The sequence below is a fragment of the Limnohabitans sp. DM1 genome (assembly GCF_001269385.1).
Classification (GTDB): domain Bacteria; phylum Pseudomonadota; class Gammaproteobacteria; order Burkholderiales; family Burkholderiaceae_C; genus Limnohabitans_A.
The window spans coordinates 1-17,913 of sequence record NZ_CXOO01000087.1 but is presented as its reverse complement, the minus strand read 5'-3'; the positions used below and the strand labels follow the sequence as shown (position 1 = coordinate 17,913).

General features: G+C 61.2%; 2 protein-coding genes. Both read right to left on the bottom strand.

What is annotated here, in order from left to right; all coding sequences use genetic code 11:
* On the bottom strand, positions 1-13,819 hold a 13,819-nt coding region (locus AMM33_RS21490), incomplete at its 3' end, for a YDG domain-containing protein (RefSeq protein WP_090143255.1).
* A 244-nt stretch (positions 13,820-14,063) separates the two neighbouring features.
* Positions 14,064-17,891: a beta strand repeat-containing protein gene (locus AMM33_RS21485; protein WP_194945679.1), complete on the bottom strand. Its 3,828-nt coding sequence runs from the start codon at positions 17,889-17,891 to the stop codon at positions 14,064-14,066.
* Positions 17,892-17,913: the final 22 nt, after the last annotated feature.

Below are 17,913 nucleotides of genomic sequence, written 5' to 3'. Positions count from 1 at the left end.
CGGCGCTGGCCCCGGCGGTGGTGCCGGTCAAGCTGCCATAGGTGTAGGTCTTGCCGCCAATGCCAATCAGCAACTTGTCGGCAGGGGCCACGGTCAGCTTGCCTTTGGCGACGGTGACGGTGTAGTTGCCGTTGTTGGCTGTGGGGGCTGCGCTCAAGCCATACACATCGGTGTAGGTACCCACCACGGGGTAGGTGACACCTGAGTAAGTGCGTGTGGGCGTGCCCGTCAAGGCCGTGGCAGCCGTTTCGCCGTTGACAAAGCCGGTGTAGCTCAAACCGTTGTCGGTGGCCAGGCTGGCGTCTTGCGTCACAAAAGCTGCAGTGTCATTGACCTTGACGGTCAAAGATGCGGGCGTGATCTTGCCCACCAAACCTGTGGCTGAAGTGGGCAACTGGTAGTTGGCCAGCAGAGTGCCCGAAGCGGCCGTGAAGTCGCCAGCAGCCAGCGTGGCCGTGACCGAACCGGTGCCGTTGTTGTCCGAGACATTCTTGCTGGCATAGCTGCCATTGACCTGCGAGATGCTGGCGCCTTCGCTGCCCACCCAGCCCGTGAGGGCAAAGTGGCTGTTGCTCAAGTTGTTGGCTACGGTGGTGCCGTCATAGGTTTTTTCGACCGTGCCGGTCAAAGCTGCCTGCAAGCTGGCTTTGGTGATGTTGGCGGTGGTGGAGGCCGCGCCCGTGGTGGTCAGGGTGTAGTTGGCCCAGTTGCCGCTGCCGTTGGCTGGGGTCAAAGCCGTGACATCTGCCACATTGACCGCGATGCCGCTGGCGGCGTTTTTGTCAGCAAAGACACCAACGCCCGTGACGCTCAGGGTTTCGCCTGCAGCGGTGCCGCTGATCACACCCGAGGTGATGGCCGCGACGGTGTTGCCGTCATAGGTCTTGTGGGCCGCCACGATGGCGTCCAAAGTCACCGACTTGGGCGTGATGTGCGCGGTGGTGGACAAACTGCCGGTGGTGCTCAGGCTGTAGTTGGCCCAGTCGCCCGAGCCATTGGCCGGTGTGAGGGTGGTGACATCGGCGATGGTGACGGTTTTGCCGTTGGCCACGTTTTTGTCTAAGAAGCTGCCCGAGCCACTGATGGCCAAGGTCTCGCCAGTGATGGTGCCGCTGATGGTGCCCGACACGACGGTGGCCGTGGTGCTGCCGTCATAGGTTTTGCTGGCGGCGGTGATGCTGTCCAGGGTGACGGCTTTCTTGTGGATGTCTGCCGTGGTGTTGGCCTGCTCAGTAACGGTGTAGTTGACCAAGTCTGCACCGCCCAGGGTGTTGGACAGTGTGACGGTCTTGCCGGTGTCAGCGTTCTTGTCGCTGAAGGTGCCGGTGCTGGTCACCGTCAGGTCATCGTTGGTGACTTTGTTGTTGAACACAGCGTTGGTGGTCGACACGGTGGCTGTTGTGCCACCGTCATAAGTCTTGTTGGCGGCGGTGATGCCGCTCAGGCTGATGACCTTTTTGTCGATGTTGGCGGTGGTGCTGGTCTGTTCGGTGACGGTGTAGTTGCCCACGTCCGCACCGCTCAGGGTGTTGGACAGGGTGACGGTCTTGCCGGTGTCAGCGTTCTTGTCGCTGAAGGTGCCGGTGCTGGTCACCGTCAGGTCATCGTTGGTGACTTTGTTGTTGAACACAGCGTTGGTGGTCGACACGGTGGCTGTTGTGCCACCGTCATAAGTCTTGTTGGCGGCGGTGATGCCGCTCAGGCTGATGGCCTTTTTGTCGATGTTGGCGGTGGTGCTGGTCTGTTCGGTGACGGTGTAGTTGCCCACGTCCGCACCGCTCAGGGTGTTGGACAGGGTGACGGTCTTGCCGGTGTCAGCGTTCTTGTCGCTGAAGGTGCCGGTGCTGCTGACGCTCAAGTCATCGCCAGAGACTTTGTCGTTGAACACAGCGCCTGTCGTGGACACATTGGCAGAAGTGCCGCCGTCATAGGTTTTGCTGGCCGCCGTGATGCCGCTCAGGCTGATGGCCTTTTTGTCGATGTTGGCGGTGGTCGATGCCTGCTCTGTCACCGTGTAATTGCCCAGATCGGTGCCGCCCAAGGTGTTGACCAAGGTCACGGTCTTGCCGGTGTCAGCGTTCTTGTCGCTGAAGGTGCCGGTGCTGGCCACTGTGAGGACATCACCTGCCACTTGCTCATTGAACACGGCCGAGCCAACGGACACGGTCGCAGCGGTGGTGCCGTCATACGTCCTGTTGGATGCAGTGATGCCGCTCAGGCTGATGGCCTTCTTGTCGATGTCGGCCGTGGTGCTGGTCTGCTGGGCAATGCTGTAGTTGCCCAGGTCAGCGCCGCCCAAGGTGTGGGTGAGGCTCACGGTTTTGCCCGTGGCCGCATTCTTGTCGCTGAAAACACCCGAGCTGCTGACGGTCAATTCATCGCCAGAGACTTTGTCGTTGAACACCGCGTTGGTGGTGGACACGGTGGCACTTGTGTTGCCGTCATAAGTCTTGTTGGCCGCCGTGATGCCGCTCAGGCTGATGGTCTTCTTGGTGATGTCGGCCGTGGTTGAGGTCTGCTGGGTGATGGTGTAGTTGCCCAGGTCGGCCCCGCCCAGGGTGTTGGTGAGGCTCACGGTCTTGCCCGTGGCCACATTTTTGTCGCTGAAGCTGCCGGTGCTGCTGACCGTGAGCACATCGCCTGCGATCTGGCCGTTGAAAGCAGCCGAGCTGGTCAAAAGGGTCGCTGTCGTGCCGCCGTCATAGGTCTTGCTGTCGGCGGTGATGCCGGTCAGGGTGATGGCCTTGGGCGTGATGTCGGCCGTGGTGCTCAGTGCGCCGGTGGTGCTCAGGCGGTAGTTGCTCCAGTCGCCCGTGCCATTGTTTTGGCTCAGGGTGCTCACATCTGCCACCGTGACGGCCTTGCCGTTGGCCACGTTCTTGTCGCTGAAGCTGCCCACGCCGCTGACTTGCAGGGTTTCGCTGCCCACGCCCGTGTCAATGCTGCCTGCGGTGATGCTGGCCACCGTGGTGCCGTCATAGACCTTGTTGGCCGCGCTCAGGCTGCTCAGGCTCACGTCTTTGCGGGTGATGTCGGCCGTGGCGTTGGCCGTGGTGTTTTGCAAAGCGTAATTGCCAGCGTCTGTACCTGCGATGGCAATGCCCGCAATGGCCACCGATTTGGCTGCACCGGCATTCTTGTCGGCAAACACCGCGCTGGTCTGGCTGAAGTCCACCACGTCGCCGCTCACGATGTCGGCCGAGCCGCCTGTCACGCTGGCTGCCACGCCGCCGTCATAGGTCTTGCTGGCCGCGCTGTAGCTGGCCGTCAGGTTCTTGGCGGTCACGTTGGCGGTGGTCGTGGCGCTGCTGTTTTGCAGGCTGTAGTTGCCCGCATCGGCGCCGCTCAGGGCGATGCCGGTCACGGTCACGGTTTTGCTGGTGCCGGCGTTTTTGTTGTCAAAGCTGGCGGCGGTGTTGCTCAGGGTGACCGCATCGCCGCTGATCACATCGCCCGAGCTGCCCGTCACGCTGGCCACCGTGCTGCCATCGTAGGTCTTGCTGACAGCGCTGAAGCTGGCCGTCAGGCTCTTGGGCGTGATGGTGCTGGTGGTGTTGTCAACGTAGGTGACGCTGTAGTTGCCGCCGTTGTTGCCATCGTTGATGGTGACTGCCGACACGCTGACCACCTTGTTGCCCGCGCCGACATTTTTGTCATTGAAGCTGAAGGTGCCGCCCGTGATGGAGTCGCTTGCATACAACTGCGTGCCTTGGGTGACCAGGGCCGTGCCGTTGGCCGAGGTGGTGCGGTCATAGACCTTGGTCACATCGCTGCTGGTCAGCTTCAGGGCCGCAGGCGTGATCACGCCGTCGCTGCCCGCCAAAGTGGTGGCGCCGCCAGCGATGTGGTAGTTGGCCGCATCGGCTCCGCTCAGGGCGATGCCCGAGACGGTATAGGCCAGGCCTGTGCCCGCGTTTTTGCTGGCAAAAGCTGTTGTGCCGCCAATTGACAAGGCATCGCCTGCCACCTTGCCGCCCATGCCCAGCACATTGCTGATGGCGGTGGTGCCGTCATACACCTTGCTCACATTCGTGGCATTGGGGGTGATTTCCTTGGTGTTGACCGTCAAGGTGCCCACAAAAACTGCGGGCGCAATGAAGTTGCTGCCATTGACTGTCGGGGCTGCGTCTTTGATGTCGTAGGTGCCCACCACTGTGTTGCCCGAACTGCTGATCGGTGCCAAGCCGGTGCCACTGTAAGGTTTGAGCACCGTATTGAACGTGGTGCCCAAACCATCATCGAAGTTGTAATTGTTGCCTGTGCCTGTGCGCGTCAGGGTGATGATGACATCGTTGTTTGAATCGAGATACTGTGCCGTGGCGTCATAAGTGACGGCACTGCCGTAAGTGGTGGTCACATTGCTGGTGCGCACCAGCAAGCGGTCTGCGGGCACGATGGTGTAGTCACCGTTGACATAAGTGATGTCGTAGTTGCCCGATGTCAAGCCGCTGGGGGCCAGCACGCCGCTGTAGTTGCCTGCCGCTCCGGCGCTGGCATTGGTGCGGGTGATGTTCAGGTTGCCGCCCAGCACGCTGGGTGTTTCACCCGTCACCAGGCCTGTGTAGCTCACGCCGGTGTAGCCGGCCACATCGCTGCGGCCCACAAAGCGCGCATCGGCATTGGCCGTCACGGTCAGGCTGGCCTTGTTGATGACGCTGCTGACATCGTCCACATAGGTGATGCTGTAGTTGGCGCTCATGTCCGCGTTGGCCGCGTCCTTGATCGTCACGCCCGAAGCCCGCACGGTTTTACCCGTGCCTGCGTTTTTGTCCAGGAAGGCCTGGCTGCCCGCGCTGCTCACGCTGTCGCCCGCACCGGCCAAAGTGCCCACGGTGCCCGTGCCTGTGGCCAGCGTGGTGCCGTCATAGGTTTTGCTGACTGCCGTCGCCGTCACTGTCAGGGCGGCTTTGTCAATGACCAGATTGGCATTGTTCAGGCTCACGCTGTAGTTGCCCGCGTCTGCGCCGCCCACCGCCAGGTTCGAGACATAAGTGCCGGCGTATTTGCCGCTGGCCAGGCCCGAGACGGTGATGGTGTCCCCGGCGATGAAGCCGCTGCTGGTTTCGGCCGCCTGGTTTTGCTGTGTGCCGTTGTAGGTGGCGCTGCTGGCTGTGGCGTTGACCGTGGCCGCCTTGGGCGTCACGCTGACCTTGGAGCCTGCTGTCGTCAAATCGTTGTAGTTGCTGCTCAAGCCGCCATTGGCGCTGCTGCCCAGGGCCAGACCTGCCAGACTCGTCAGGGCCTGCTGCACCTGTACGTTCTTGCTGGCCAGATTGCCAGCGCTGCCGCTGCCCGAGACGGCGAAGGTTTCGCCGCCCACGCCCGTGGCCGTCAGGTACTGACCGGCAAAGGTGGTGCCCGCGTCATACACCCGCTCACCCGACAGCACCAGATCGGCGCGGCCAATTTGCAAAGTGCCGTTGGCCGTGGTCACGGTGTAGTTGGTTTCGGTGCCTGCTGTCACGGTGTTGGTGTAACTGCCTGCGTTCTTGCCGGTGGCACCAAGGGCCATGACGCTGCTCAGGCTGGCCACCGTGTCCGAGCCCTGCAAGCCCGAAACGGTGAAGCCCGACACGCTATGGTCGGCGCCGTTATAGGTGAGGGCGGCGCTGTTGCCGGTGGCGGTCAAAGCGGCCTTGCCGATTTGCAAAGTGCCGTTGGCCGTGGTCACGGTGTAGTTGGCTTCGGTGCCCGCTGTCACAGTGTTGGTGTAGTTGCCTGCGTTTTTGCCGGTGGCACCACTGGCCGTGATGCTTGACAGATTGGCCACCGTGTCCGAGCCCAGCAGGCCAGAGACGGTGAAGCCCGACACGCTTTGGTCGGCGCCGTTGTAGGTGAGGGCGGCGCTGTTGCCGGTGGCGGTCAAGCTGGCCTTGCCAATTTGCAAAGTGCCGTTGGCCGTGGTCACGGTGTAGTTGGCTTCGGTGCCCGCTGTCACGGTGTTGGTGTAGCTGCCCGCGTTCTTGCCCGAGGCACCTGTGGCCGACACGCTGGACAGGCTGGCTGCGGTGTCGCTGCCTTGCAGGCCCGAGACCGTGAAGCCCGTCACGCTCTGCTCGGTGCCGTTGTAAGTGACCGAGCCGCTGTTGCCGGTGGCGGTCAGGGCAGCTTTGTCAATTTGCAGCGTGCCGTTGACTGTGGTCACGGTGTAGTTGGTTTCGGTGCCCGCGCTCACCACGTTGCTGTAAGTGCCCGCGTTTTTGCCGGTGGCACCCGCAGCCGACACGGTGCTCAGGCTGGCCAAGGTGTCGCTGCCCAGCAGGCCCGACACGGTCAGGCCGCTCACGCTCTGGTCGGCGCCGTTGTAGGTCACGGTGGCGCTGTTGCCGGTGGCGGTCAAGGCTGCCTTGCCAATCACCAGATTGGCGTTGTTGACGGTGACGCTGTAGTTGCCCAGATCGGCGCCGCTCAGCGTCAGACTCGATGCGTAAGTGCCAGCGTCTTTTCCGCTGGCCTGGCCGGTGACGGTGATCACGTCCCCTGTGATGAAGCCACTGTTGGTTTCGGCCAGCTGGTTTTGTGTGCTGGCGTTGTAAGTCAGGTTGGTGGTCGTGGCGCTGACTGTGGCCGCCTTGGGTGTCACGCTCACGCTGGACGCGACCGTGCTCAGGGCGTTGTAGTTGCTGCTCAGGCCACCATTGCTGCTGCTGCCCAGACTCAGGCCGGTGATGCTGCTCAAGACTTGGCCGGTCTGCACATTCTTGCTGGCCAGGTTGCTGGCATCGCCCGAGCCGTTCACGGCAAAGGTTTCGCCCGCCATGCCGGTGGCCGTCAGATATTGCCCGGCAAAAGTTTGGCTGCCGTCGTAGACACGCGTGCCCGACAGCACCAGATCGGCGCGGCCAATCTGCATAGTGCCGTTGACCGTGGTCACGGTGTAGTTGGTTTCTGTGCCCGCCGTGACGGTGTTGGCATAGCTGCCCGCGTTTTTGCCAGATGCGCCTGTGGCGTTGATGCTGGTCAGGCTGGCAGCACTGTCGCTGCCTTGCAGGCCGGTCACGGTGAAGCCGTTGACGCTCTGGGTGTTGCCGTTGTAAGTGACCGAGCCGCTGTTGCCGGTGGCTGTCAGCACCGCCTTGTCAATCACCAGATGGGCGTTGTTCAGCGTGACGCTGTAGTTGCTCGCGTCTGCACCGCTGACAGCCAAGCTGGAGGCATAGCTGCCTGCATTCTTGCCGCTGGCCTGGCCAGTGACGGTGACCGTGTCTCCGGCGATGAAGCCGCTGAGGGTTTCGGTCAGCTGGTTTTGCGTGCTGCCGTTGTAGCTCAGTTGGGTGGCCGTAGCGCTGACTGTGGCGGTTTTGGGCGTCACGCTCACGCTGGAAGCTGCGGTGCTCAGGGCGTTGTAGTTGGCGCTCAATCCGCCATTGGCGCTGCTGCCCAAGGCCAGGCCGGTCAGGCTGCTCAGGGTTTGGCCGCTTTGCACGTTCTTGCTGGCCAGGTTGCTGGCGTCGCCTGTGCCGGTCACGGCAAAAGTTTCGCCCGCCACGCCGCTGGCCGTCAGGTACTGCCCGGCAAACGTCTTGCTGGCGTCGTACACGCGGGTGCCCGACAAGACCAGATTGGCCTTGTCAATCACCAAATTGGCGTTGCTGACGGTGATGGTGTAGTTGCCCGCATCGGCACCCCCGGCTACCAGGCTGGAGGCATAGGTGCCCGCATTCTTGCCGCTGGCCTGGCCGCTGAAGCTGACCGTGTCTCCGGCGATGATGCCGCTGGTGGTTTCGGTCAACTGGTTTTGCGTGCTGCCGTTGTAGGTCAAGTTGGTGGCTGTGGCGCTCACGCTGGCGGCCTTGGGCGTCACGCTCACGCTGGATGCTGCGGTGCTCAGTGCGTTGTAGTTGGCGCTCAAACCCCCGTTGGCGCTGCTGCCCAAAGCCAGGCCTGTGACGCTGTTGAGTAACTGCCCGGTCTGCACGTTCTTGCTGGCCAGGTTGCTGGCATCGCCCGAGCCGTTCACGGCAAAGGTTTCGCCCGCTACGCCGGTGGCTGTCAGGTATTGCCCGGCAAAAGTTTGGCTGCCGTCGTAGACACGCGTGCCCGACAGCACCAGATCGGCGCGGCCAATCTGCAAAGTGCCGTTGACCGTGGTCACGGTGTAGTTGGTTTCAGTGCCCGCCGTGACGGTGTTGGTGTAGCTGCCCGCGTTTTTGCCGGATGCGCCCGAAGCGTTGATGCTGCTCAGGTTGGCAGCGCTGTCGCTGCCTTGCAAGCCGGTCACGGTGAAGCCGTTGACGCTCTGGGTGTTGCCGTTGTAAGTGACTGAGCCGCTGTTGCCGGTGGCTGTCAGCACCGCCTTGTCAATCACCAGATGGGCGTTGTTCAGCGTGACGCTGTAGTTGCTCGCGTCTGCACCGCTGACGGCCAGGCTGGAGGCATAGCTGCCTGCATTCTTGCCGCTGGCCTGGCCAGTGACGGTGACCGTGTCTCCGGCGATGAAGCCGCTGAGGGTTTCGGTCAGCTGGTTTTGCGTGCTGCCGTTGTAGGTCAGTTGGGTGGCCGTAGCGCTGACTGTGGCGGTTTTGGGCGTCACGCTCACGCTGGAAGCCGCGGTGCTCAGGGCGTTGTAGTTGGCGCTCAATCCGCCATTGGCGCTGCTGCCCAAGGCCAGGCCGGTGACGCTGCTGAGCAGTTGTCCGGTTTGCACGTTCTTGCTAGACAGGTTGCTGGCGTCGCCCGTGCCGGTCACGGCAAAGGTCTCGCCCGCCACGCCGGTGGCCGTCAGGAACTGCCCGGCAAAGGTCTTGCTGGCGTCGTACACACGGGTGCCCGACAGCACCAGATCGGCCTTGTTCACGGTCAGGGTGCCGGGGGTATAGGCCACGGTGTAGCCCAGATCACTGGTGCCCGTGCCGCTCAGGGTGTAGCTGCCAGCATTTTTGGCGCCTTGCGAGGAGCCCGTGGTGGTGGTGTTCAGCAGGCCGGTGGTGTCGCCATTGACAAAGCCGCTGAGCGTCAGGCCGTTGTTGCCGCTGTAAGCCTGACCGTCGTAGGTCTTGCTGGCGTTGATGAAGGCCGCCGTCAGGATGGGCGACTCGCGGTAAATTGCATAAATGCCTGAACCCAGAGCAGCTGTGGTGGTGTTGTAGGCGGTCGTGACTTCATCGCTGGCAAAGCGGCTGTTGCCCGCCGTGATGCCTAGGCCCGTGCTGCCCGCCACCGAACCGGTGAACAAAGTGGCGCGTCCACCCGTGCCCACATTGACGGCGCCACTGCCGGTGAAGCTGATGTTGCCGCCTGAGGCTGTGCCTGCATTGGTGGCTTTTCCAGCGTTGATCCAGATGGCATCGCTGCTGGCGTCGGTGGTGCTGATGGCCTGGGAGACGATGATGTTGCTGTCGCTCTCGATCTTGATCGGACCGGTGGCGCTCAGCGCGGTGGTGGTGCCAATGGTCAGCACATTGCTGTCAAAGTAAGACAGCGTTTTGGCGCTGCCCGCCAGCGTGGCCACATCGTTGCTGGTGTTGGCCAGGGTGACGGCAGCGTTGCTGCCTTGCAGCAGCAAGTCGGTGGCCTTGATGGCGGCTGTCTGCGTCACTGTGCTGGCCGCGCCTGCGGCATTCAGCGTCAGGTTTTTGGAGTTTTCCACCGTGCCCGTGGTGGTGGTGTCGTCACCCACCACCAGCGCCGCATTCACGGCGATGTTGCCTGGGGTTTGCAGCGTGAGGTTACCCGCCGCCCTGGTCAAGTTGATGGCCGAAGACACCCTGACGTTGCCACTGTTGGCCGCATCGCCAATGACCAGATTGCCCGCCGTGATCCGGTTGAGCTCGGCACTGCTCAGGCCGAGCGTGCGTGCACTGGGCGTGGCCATTGCAGCACCCGCATCGGTGCCTGTGCCCAGATCTATCAAGGTGCCAGCCGTGTCATTTTTGATGCTCACCGTGCCTGTGCCTGCATTGATGCTGGCGGGCGTGGCCGAGGTATCCAGGCTCAGTGTGTCCGTTTTGAGGGTGATTGCCTGGTTGGTGGTTTGCAAACTGACGCCAGAGGCCATTTGCAAGGCCTGGGCAGAGCTGCCCTGGGTCGATGCGGTGATGTCGATCGTGCCCGCCGTGGACGTGACCGATTTAGAGAGGTTAACCGCCACGGCCGTGTTTGCCGCATTGGTGTTGGTGCCCAGGATGGAGACGTTGTGGGTGGCGGTGATGGCGCCTTGCATGCTCAATGCGGTGGCGGTATTGGGCGTGCCGTTGCTGGTGCCCACCACAGTGACGTTGCCACCCCCATTGGCTGTGGCCGATAAAGCAGCGCCCATCAAAACGCCATTGGCCAACATCGAGCTGCCATCCATGGCAATGTTTTTGGCGGTAATGGCAGCATTGCCATTGACTGCAATGCCACTTTGCGCGACCGTGGCCGTTGATGTGCCTGCAATGTTGGCATTCCCGGTGGCAGACACCCCGGAGACGCCGGTGTTTGAATTCAGCGTCACGCCGCCGAGGATGGTGCTTGTGGAGGACCCCGTGCCCTTGGTCAAACTGACCAGCCCATTGGCGTCGGGCGCACTGATGACGCCACCGGTGTTGTCGATCGTGACGTTGTTGCCGGTGATCGGGGCGACCAGGTTGCCGATGTTGATAGTGCCTTGGTTGGACTGCAGGCTCACATTGCCTGCGTTGTTGGTCGAGACCAGGCTGAAACCTCTGGCCGAGCCCCCATTGCCCGAAGAGAAGGCACTCATCGAAGGGTCCCAGACCTTGGACGAAATGACCGCATTGCGACCGGCTTGCACTGCCGTGTCAACCATGGAGATGCCCGGTGTACCGGTCGCTGTCGTGGATGTCATGTCACTGCTGATCAGCACATCTTGCGAAGCCTTGATGGTCACCGCATTGCCTGTGCCCGATCCAAAAAGCAGGCCGCCGCCAAAACCGCCAGTGCCGCCTGTTTGCCCTACGCCCTTGATGGTGGCGTCTATCTTCAGGTTGCCTGCAGTGGCTTCCAGTGTGGTGCTGTTTTGCACGAATAAACCATACACCCGGTTGGTGCTGGGTAAATCCACCAGGAGCTTGATGTCCACATCACTGCCGCGCACCACAGCGCCAGCCGTCATGGCCAGGCCAGAACGGGTGTAGTCCCAAGTACCTGTCTTGCGAGCGGTAGCGTCGAGTTTGACCGTGCCGATGGTGTCGATCTTGCCTGTGCCGCTCAAATAGATGCCCTGACTGTCTGTGGCACTGAGGCCCTGGGTGGTGGCCACCACATTCATGGCATTTGTTGAAGATCCGACGGCCGCATTGACGGTAATGCCATTTCTGGCATTCATGGTCAAGGTGGCGGTGGAGCCTGCCGTCTTGGTGATGGCACTGTTGACGGTGATGTTGTTGCTGCCCAGGATGGTCAGGTTGCCGCTGGTGTTGCCAAGCGCCCCCATGTTGATGGCGTTGACGGCGATAGCGCCCGTGGTGGTGGTGTCGTTGCGCCCGACCACGATGGTGCCCGCGCTGATTTGGGTCAGTTCGGCTTGGGTAATGCTCAATTTGAGGGGCGTGCCGGTGGTCACGTCGGCTGAGGTGCCGCCCACATCAATGGTGGTGCCTGCTGTGCGGTTTTGCAGGGTGACAGTGCCACCGTTGACAGTCCCATTCAGCGCAACACTGTCTGCAGTGAGTGTGATGTTGCCTGTGATGGATTGAATGCCTCCAGAGCCAGCATTGATGTTGATGGCAGATGAGCTCGTGTTGGCAGCTACCCCTGTAATCGATACATTGCCTGCGCCACTGGCAGCAACTTTTCCGGAGCCATCAATTGAAAAACCATAATTGGTGTTTGCCGTACCCCCGCCACCAGTACCCGTCACGGAAATATTGCCGCCATTGACGGTGGATACGGTACTGTTTTTGACCATCACACCATAGGTATAAGCGCCCGAGGTTGTGGCCGCACTGGCATTGCCCACAATCGTCACGCCGCCACTGCCCCCAGTCACCGGGGTCGAAAGCAGCCCTACGCCGTTTAAGGAAGCCGTGCCGCCGCTGGCTTTGCCGGTGCCGGTTAAGGTAATGGCGCCAGCACCCGATGTGATGATGCTCGAATTGTTGATGGCGTTGATGCCCGAACCATTGCTGGCATTGCTCGTACCCGTCATGGTGATATTGCCACCACCCGCCGAAATGGCTGTGCCATTCAAGGTAATGCCGTCTGAGGTGGTGGTCACTGCGGCTGTACTTGTGGGTGCTGCTGCGGTGCTGCTCCCAAAAGCATGGCCCACCCCTGTGCCCGCCGTGCCACCACCCAGGGTGATGTTGCCGCCATTGCTGGTGATGCCTGAGCCATTATTGAAAAGAATGGCACCAGAGCTGTTGGCATCGAAATCGCTGTTGAGCACAACGTTCAGTTTGCCTGTTGTTGAGGTGATGGTTTTGCTGGTCGCCACCACGATATTGCCATGCGCTTTGAGCGTGAGCGTCGCGTCAGCGCCTGCTGTTTTGGCAATGCTCTCGTTCACCGAGATATTTCCCGCACTTGCGCCTGTTGCTGAGGTCGCAATGGTGACCGAGGTGCCCAGGTTCAAACTGCTGTTGATGGCAGAGGCCAGAATCACCGAGTCTGCGCCAGCGGTGTAGTTGGCCGCATAGGCTGTGCCGCTGGTGGTGGTGCCCGTGGCGGCAATGGTGATGTTGGTGGGGTCGAGCAGCCAGTCTTTGGCCTTGACTTGAATGTCATCGACTTTGAGGTAATCGCCTGACGTTTCAACAAAGCCGCCTTCAGACGACAGCGTTGCCCCTGATGCATCTGTGCTTTTTGAAAGTTTGCCGGTCTCTTCGTCACGCCCAATCAGGATGTCGCCACCTTTGCGCAGCTGGCCTTTGTCGTCCTTGCCGGTGCTGTTGGCGTTGATGCTGCCGTCCACCTTGATGGTGCCGCCGTCGGCCAGCAGGTGCACTGCGCCGCCTTGCTCGCCCGAGGTGTCAATGCTGCCGGACTGCAGCACGCTGGCCATGGCATTGCCCATGGCGGCGGCTTGCATATAGACCTGCCCCCCCTCGGTGACGATGGTGCCGCCTTTTTGGTTGGCCACGGCCGCGTTGATGACGGCCGGGCTCAGTTCCATCTTGATGCGGCCCGTGCCCGTCATGGGCAGGGTGATGACGTCGGCTGCGCCCAAGGCGACGTTGCCTTTGGGCGCATAAATTTTGCCTTCGTTGGAGACGCTGGCGCCCAGCAGGGCCACATAGCCGCCGGGGGCCGCTGTGAGCGTGCCTTGGTTGAGCACCTCGCCGGTGGCGCCGTCGCGGGTGAAGCGCTTGCGACCGGCCATGAAGTCGGCGTCTGAAATGTTGAGCGTGCTGGCCGTCAGGCCCGCTGCGCTGACCGAGCCGTCTTTGCCAAAAGTGACGCCGTTGGGGTTGACCAAAACGACCTGGCCGTTGGCCGACATCTGGCCAAAGATCTGACTGGGGGCCACCCCAGTGACGCGGTTGAGCAGCACGGCCTGTGCGGTGGGCTGAACGATGTTGACTTTGGCGTCTTTGCCAATATCAAAGCTTTGCCAATTGACCACGGCGCGGGCGGTGCTTTGGTGGATGGCCATGTTGGCGCCGCTTTGGCTGATGGCCGCTGCGCCCTGGGCCACTTGGCCACCCGTGGGCAGAGCGTTGTTGGCTGGGGCTGCCCAAGCCAGGGTGATCAAAGCAAAGCTGAAAACCAGCGGGCCCACGAAGTACGCGCCCCCTGCACTCAAGACCCCCATGAGGTTGAAGCCGCCCACACCTCGGCCGCCCTTGGCTTTGCCCTGGCTGGTCGCGTGCTCGCCCACGGCAACCAGAGCGCCCAAACGCTTGGAAAAAACCGTCTTGAATAAATTTGAATTCATTTGTGAATACCAATAAAGCAAAAACAAACCACTTTTGAGAAGTATTTATTTATTTTTGAAAATCATTATTGGTGATTTTGATGAAATAAACGGAAAAAGTAATCACCCAATTGGGGTACTCCTTTCAATTTTTGATGAAAATATTAAAAATTCATGAAATGAAAAATTTCGCCAAATTTGTAGAGTCGTGTATGTTGGAGCTGGAGGCCCGCGACATGAGCCCCTTGCCGAAGCCTCTGTGTTCTCACATCTTGGAGGGCGTCAAGCAAATTTCGACACCCTCCCTCGACGTGTTTTGGCAACTGCATTCCTGCAAAGACTCTGGGGTACATGCCAGGGGCAAGGCGGCGTTCCCTGTCTGCGCTTTGGTCGGTGCCTCCACCCGGCCAGAATCGCTGAGCGTTAGTGATCCGCTTGTTGACGAGCCGGCAAAACCGGACCAGCTCAGGCGTGTTGTGGTCTCTGGAGGTCTCTTGAGCATCGCTGGCTGCACAGGCGGCAGGGAAACCGAGCTGGGCGTGATGAGCAAGGCGGCGTTGACGATCTGGATGAGGTAGTTGTCCAGCACCGTGGCGCTGTTGGCAGGGGTTACTTTGAGCTGCGAGTTGTAGGTGCCAGCGGCAATCCCCGAAGCCAGACCCGTGGCGGTCACGTTTTCGCCGGTCACAAAACCTGATGGGGTGGCAGGCGCTTGTGTGAACACGGTGCCGTTAGACACGGCGGTCAGTGGGGCGGCTGCAACGGTGGCAGCTTTGGGGGCAATCACCAGACGACCCGCGACAAAGCTCAGCGCGTAGTTGTTGTCAGTGCCTGAGGCGATGGCGCTGTAGGTACCTGCGTTTTTGCCCGTGGCGCCCGCGCTCACGCCGGTCAGCACAGCGGCGGTTTCGCCGTTGACCAGGCCGGTGGCGCTGAAGCCCGAAACCGTTTGGACGGCGCCGTTGTAGACCTTGCTCAAGTCGCTGTTGGCGGTGACCACGGCGTCTTTGGGCGCAATGGTGGTCGCGCTGCCCACGCTGCCTGCCACCAGCTGGTAGTTGCCGCTCAGGCCACCCGAGGCGAGGTCGTCGGTCAGTGTGGTGTTGGCCGTGCTGACGTGGACCGTGCGCAGGCCGGCATTTTTGTCGTCAAATGTGCCCGTGGCCGTGGCGCCCAAGGTTTCGGAGCCCACAAACCCCGTCAAGCCGACCTGCGTGATGACCGCCGTGGTGTTGCCGTCATAGGTTTTGCTGGCTGCGGTGATGCTGCTCAGGGTCAGGTCTTTGGGGGTGATGTTGGCGGTGGTGCTGGCCTGATCGGTGACGGTGTAGTTGCCCAGGTCGGTGCCGCCCAGGGTGTTGGACAAAGTGACGGTTTTGCCGGTGGCGGCTGTCTTGTCGCTGAAAGTGCCGGTGCTGGTCACCGTGAGGTCATCACCATTGATCTGGTTGTTGAAAACAGCCGCGCCAACCGAGACACTCGCAGCGTTCGAGCCGTCATAAGTCTTGTTGGCCGCAGTGATGCCCGACAGGCTGATGGCCTTTTTGTCGATGTCGGCGGTGGTGCTGGCCTGATCCGTGACGGTGTAGTTGCCCAGGTCCGAGCCGCCCAGTGTGTTGGTCAAAGTGACGGTTTTGCCGGTGGCGGCGTTCTTGTCGCTGAAAGTGCCGGTGCTGGTCACCGTGAGGTCATCACCATTGATCTGGTTGTTGAAAACAGCCGCGCCAACCGAGACACTCGCAGCGTTCGTGCCGTCATAAGTCTTGTTGGCCGCAGTGATGCCGCTCAGGCTGATGGCCTTTTTGTCAATGTTGGCGGTGGTGCTGGCCTGATCGGTGACGGTGTAGTTGCCCAGGTCGGTGCCGCCCAAGGTGTTGGACAAAGTGACGGTTTTGCCGGTGGCGGCGTTCTTGTCGCTGAAAGTGCCGGTGCTGGTCACCGTGAGGTCATCACCATTGATCTGGTTGTTGAAAACAGCCGCGCCAACCGAGACGGTCGCAGCGTTCGTGCCGTCATAAGTCTTGTTGGCCGCAGTGATGCCGCTCAGGCTGATGGCCTTTTTGTCGATGTTGGCGGTGGTGCTGGTCTGTTCGGTGACGGTGTAGTTGCCCACGTCCGCACCGCTCAGGGTGTTGGACAGGGTGACGGTCTTGCCGGTGTCAGCGTTCTTGTTGCTGAAGGTGCCGGTGCTGGTCACCGTGAGGTCATCACCATTGATCTGGTTGTTGAAAACAGCCGCGCCAACCGAGACACTCGCAGCGTTCGTGCCGTCATAAGTCTTGTTGGCCGCAGTGATGCCCGACAGGCTGATGGCCTTCTTGGTGATGTTGGCTGTGGCGGTTTGAACGCCTGTCGTGCTCAGGCTGTAGTTGTCCCAGTCGCCTGAGCCGTTGACTTTGGACAGGGCTGCCACATCCGCCACTGTGACCATGACGCCAGACGCAGCTTTCTTGTCAGCAAAGACACCCGTGCCGGTGACACTCAGGGTTTCACCAACAAGAGCGCCGCTGATGACGCCATCGGTGATGCTGGCTGTGGCATTGCCGTCATAGGTCTTGCTGGCAGCGGTGATGCTGGTCAGGTCGACGGCTTTGGGTGTGATCACGCTCGCGTTGTTGCCTTGGCGTGTCACGGTGTAGTTGCCGCCGTCGTTGCCATCGCTCAGTGTCACGCTGTCCAGCGTGATGGTCTTGTTGCTCAACACAGCGCCGTTGGCATCGCGTGAGACATTTTTGTCGGTGTAGCTGATGCTCGCGCCGCTGACCGTGTCGCCCGTGATCAACTGACCGCTGAGCGTGTCCAGGTCGGCCTGCGTCACGCTGTAATCGGTATTGCCGTTGTAAGTTTTGCTTACCGGGCCTGCGACCAGCGTCACGTCTTTGGGCGTGATGCTGCCCGTGCCGGTGACGGTGCTCACGGTGAAGGCGTAATTGCCTGCGTCAGCGCCGCCCAGGCTCAGGCCGGTGAAGGTGTAGTTGCGGCTGCCTGCATTTTTGCTGTCAAAGCTGCCGCCGGTGCTGCTGGCGTTCACCACGTCAGCGGTCATGACCCCGCTTGTGTTCAGGGCGCGGCCAGCCAAGGCCGTGCTGCCGTCATACACCCGGCTCACGTCAGACGCGCTGAGTGTCAACACCTTGGGATTGATCGTCAACACACCGCCATTGACCACGCGGTCATTGAAGTTCACATTGCTGGGCGGCGTGATGGTCACGGAGGAGGCGTCGTAGGTGTAGTTGCCCACGTTCACAAAGCCACCCGTGGACAGCTTTCCAGTGCTGTCGATCAGGGTTGAGAACTCAACCGACGTGCCTGTGCTGTCCGTGGCTTTCCAATTGCCATTGCCCAAAGCGGTCATGCTCAGATTGACCAGGCTGCTTGGGCTGCAGTTGGCGCTCAGGCAATACTGGGCCGTGACCGCGTCGGCGCTGGCCCCGGCGGTGGTGCCGGTCAAGCTGCCATAGGTGTAGGTCTTGCCGCCAATGCCAATCAGCAACTTGTCGGCAGGGGCCACGGTCAGCTTGCCTTTGGCGACGGTGACGGTGTAGTTGCCGTTGTTGGCTGTGGGGGCTGCGCTCAAGCCATACACATCGGTGTAGGTACCCACCACGGGGTAGGTGACACCTGAGTAAGTGCGTGTGGGCGTGCCCGTCAAGGCCGTGGCAGCCGTTTCGCCGTTGACAAAGCCGGTGTAGCTCAAACCGTTGTCGGTGGCCAGGTTGGCGTCTTGCGTCACAAAAGCTGCCGTGTCATTGACCTTGACGGTCAAAGATGCGGGCGTGATCTTGCCCACCAAACCTGTGGCTGAAGTGGGCAACTGGTAGTTGGCCAGCAGAGTGCCCGAAGCGGCCGTGAAGTCGCCAGCAGCCAGCGTGGCCGTGACCGAACCGGTGCCGTTGTTGTCCGAGACATTCTTGCTGGCATAGCTGCCATTGACCTGCGAGATGCTGGCGCCTTCGCTGCCCACCCAGCCCGTGAGGGCAAAGTGGCTGTTGCTCAAGTTGTTGGCTACGGTGGTGCCGTCATAGGTTTTTTCGGCCGTGCCGGGCAAAGCTGCCTGCAAGCTGGCTTTGGTGATGTTAGATCGGAAGGGCACACTGAACTCCAGTAAACCAGTG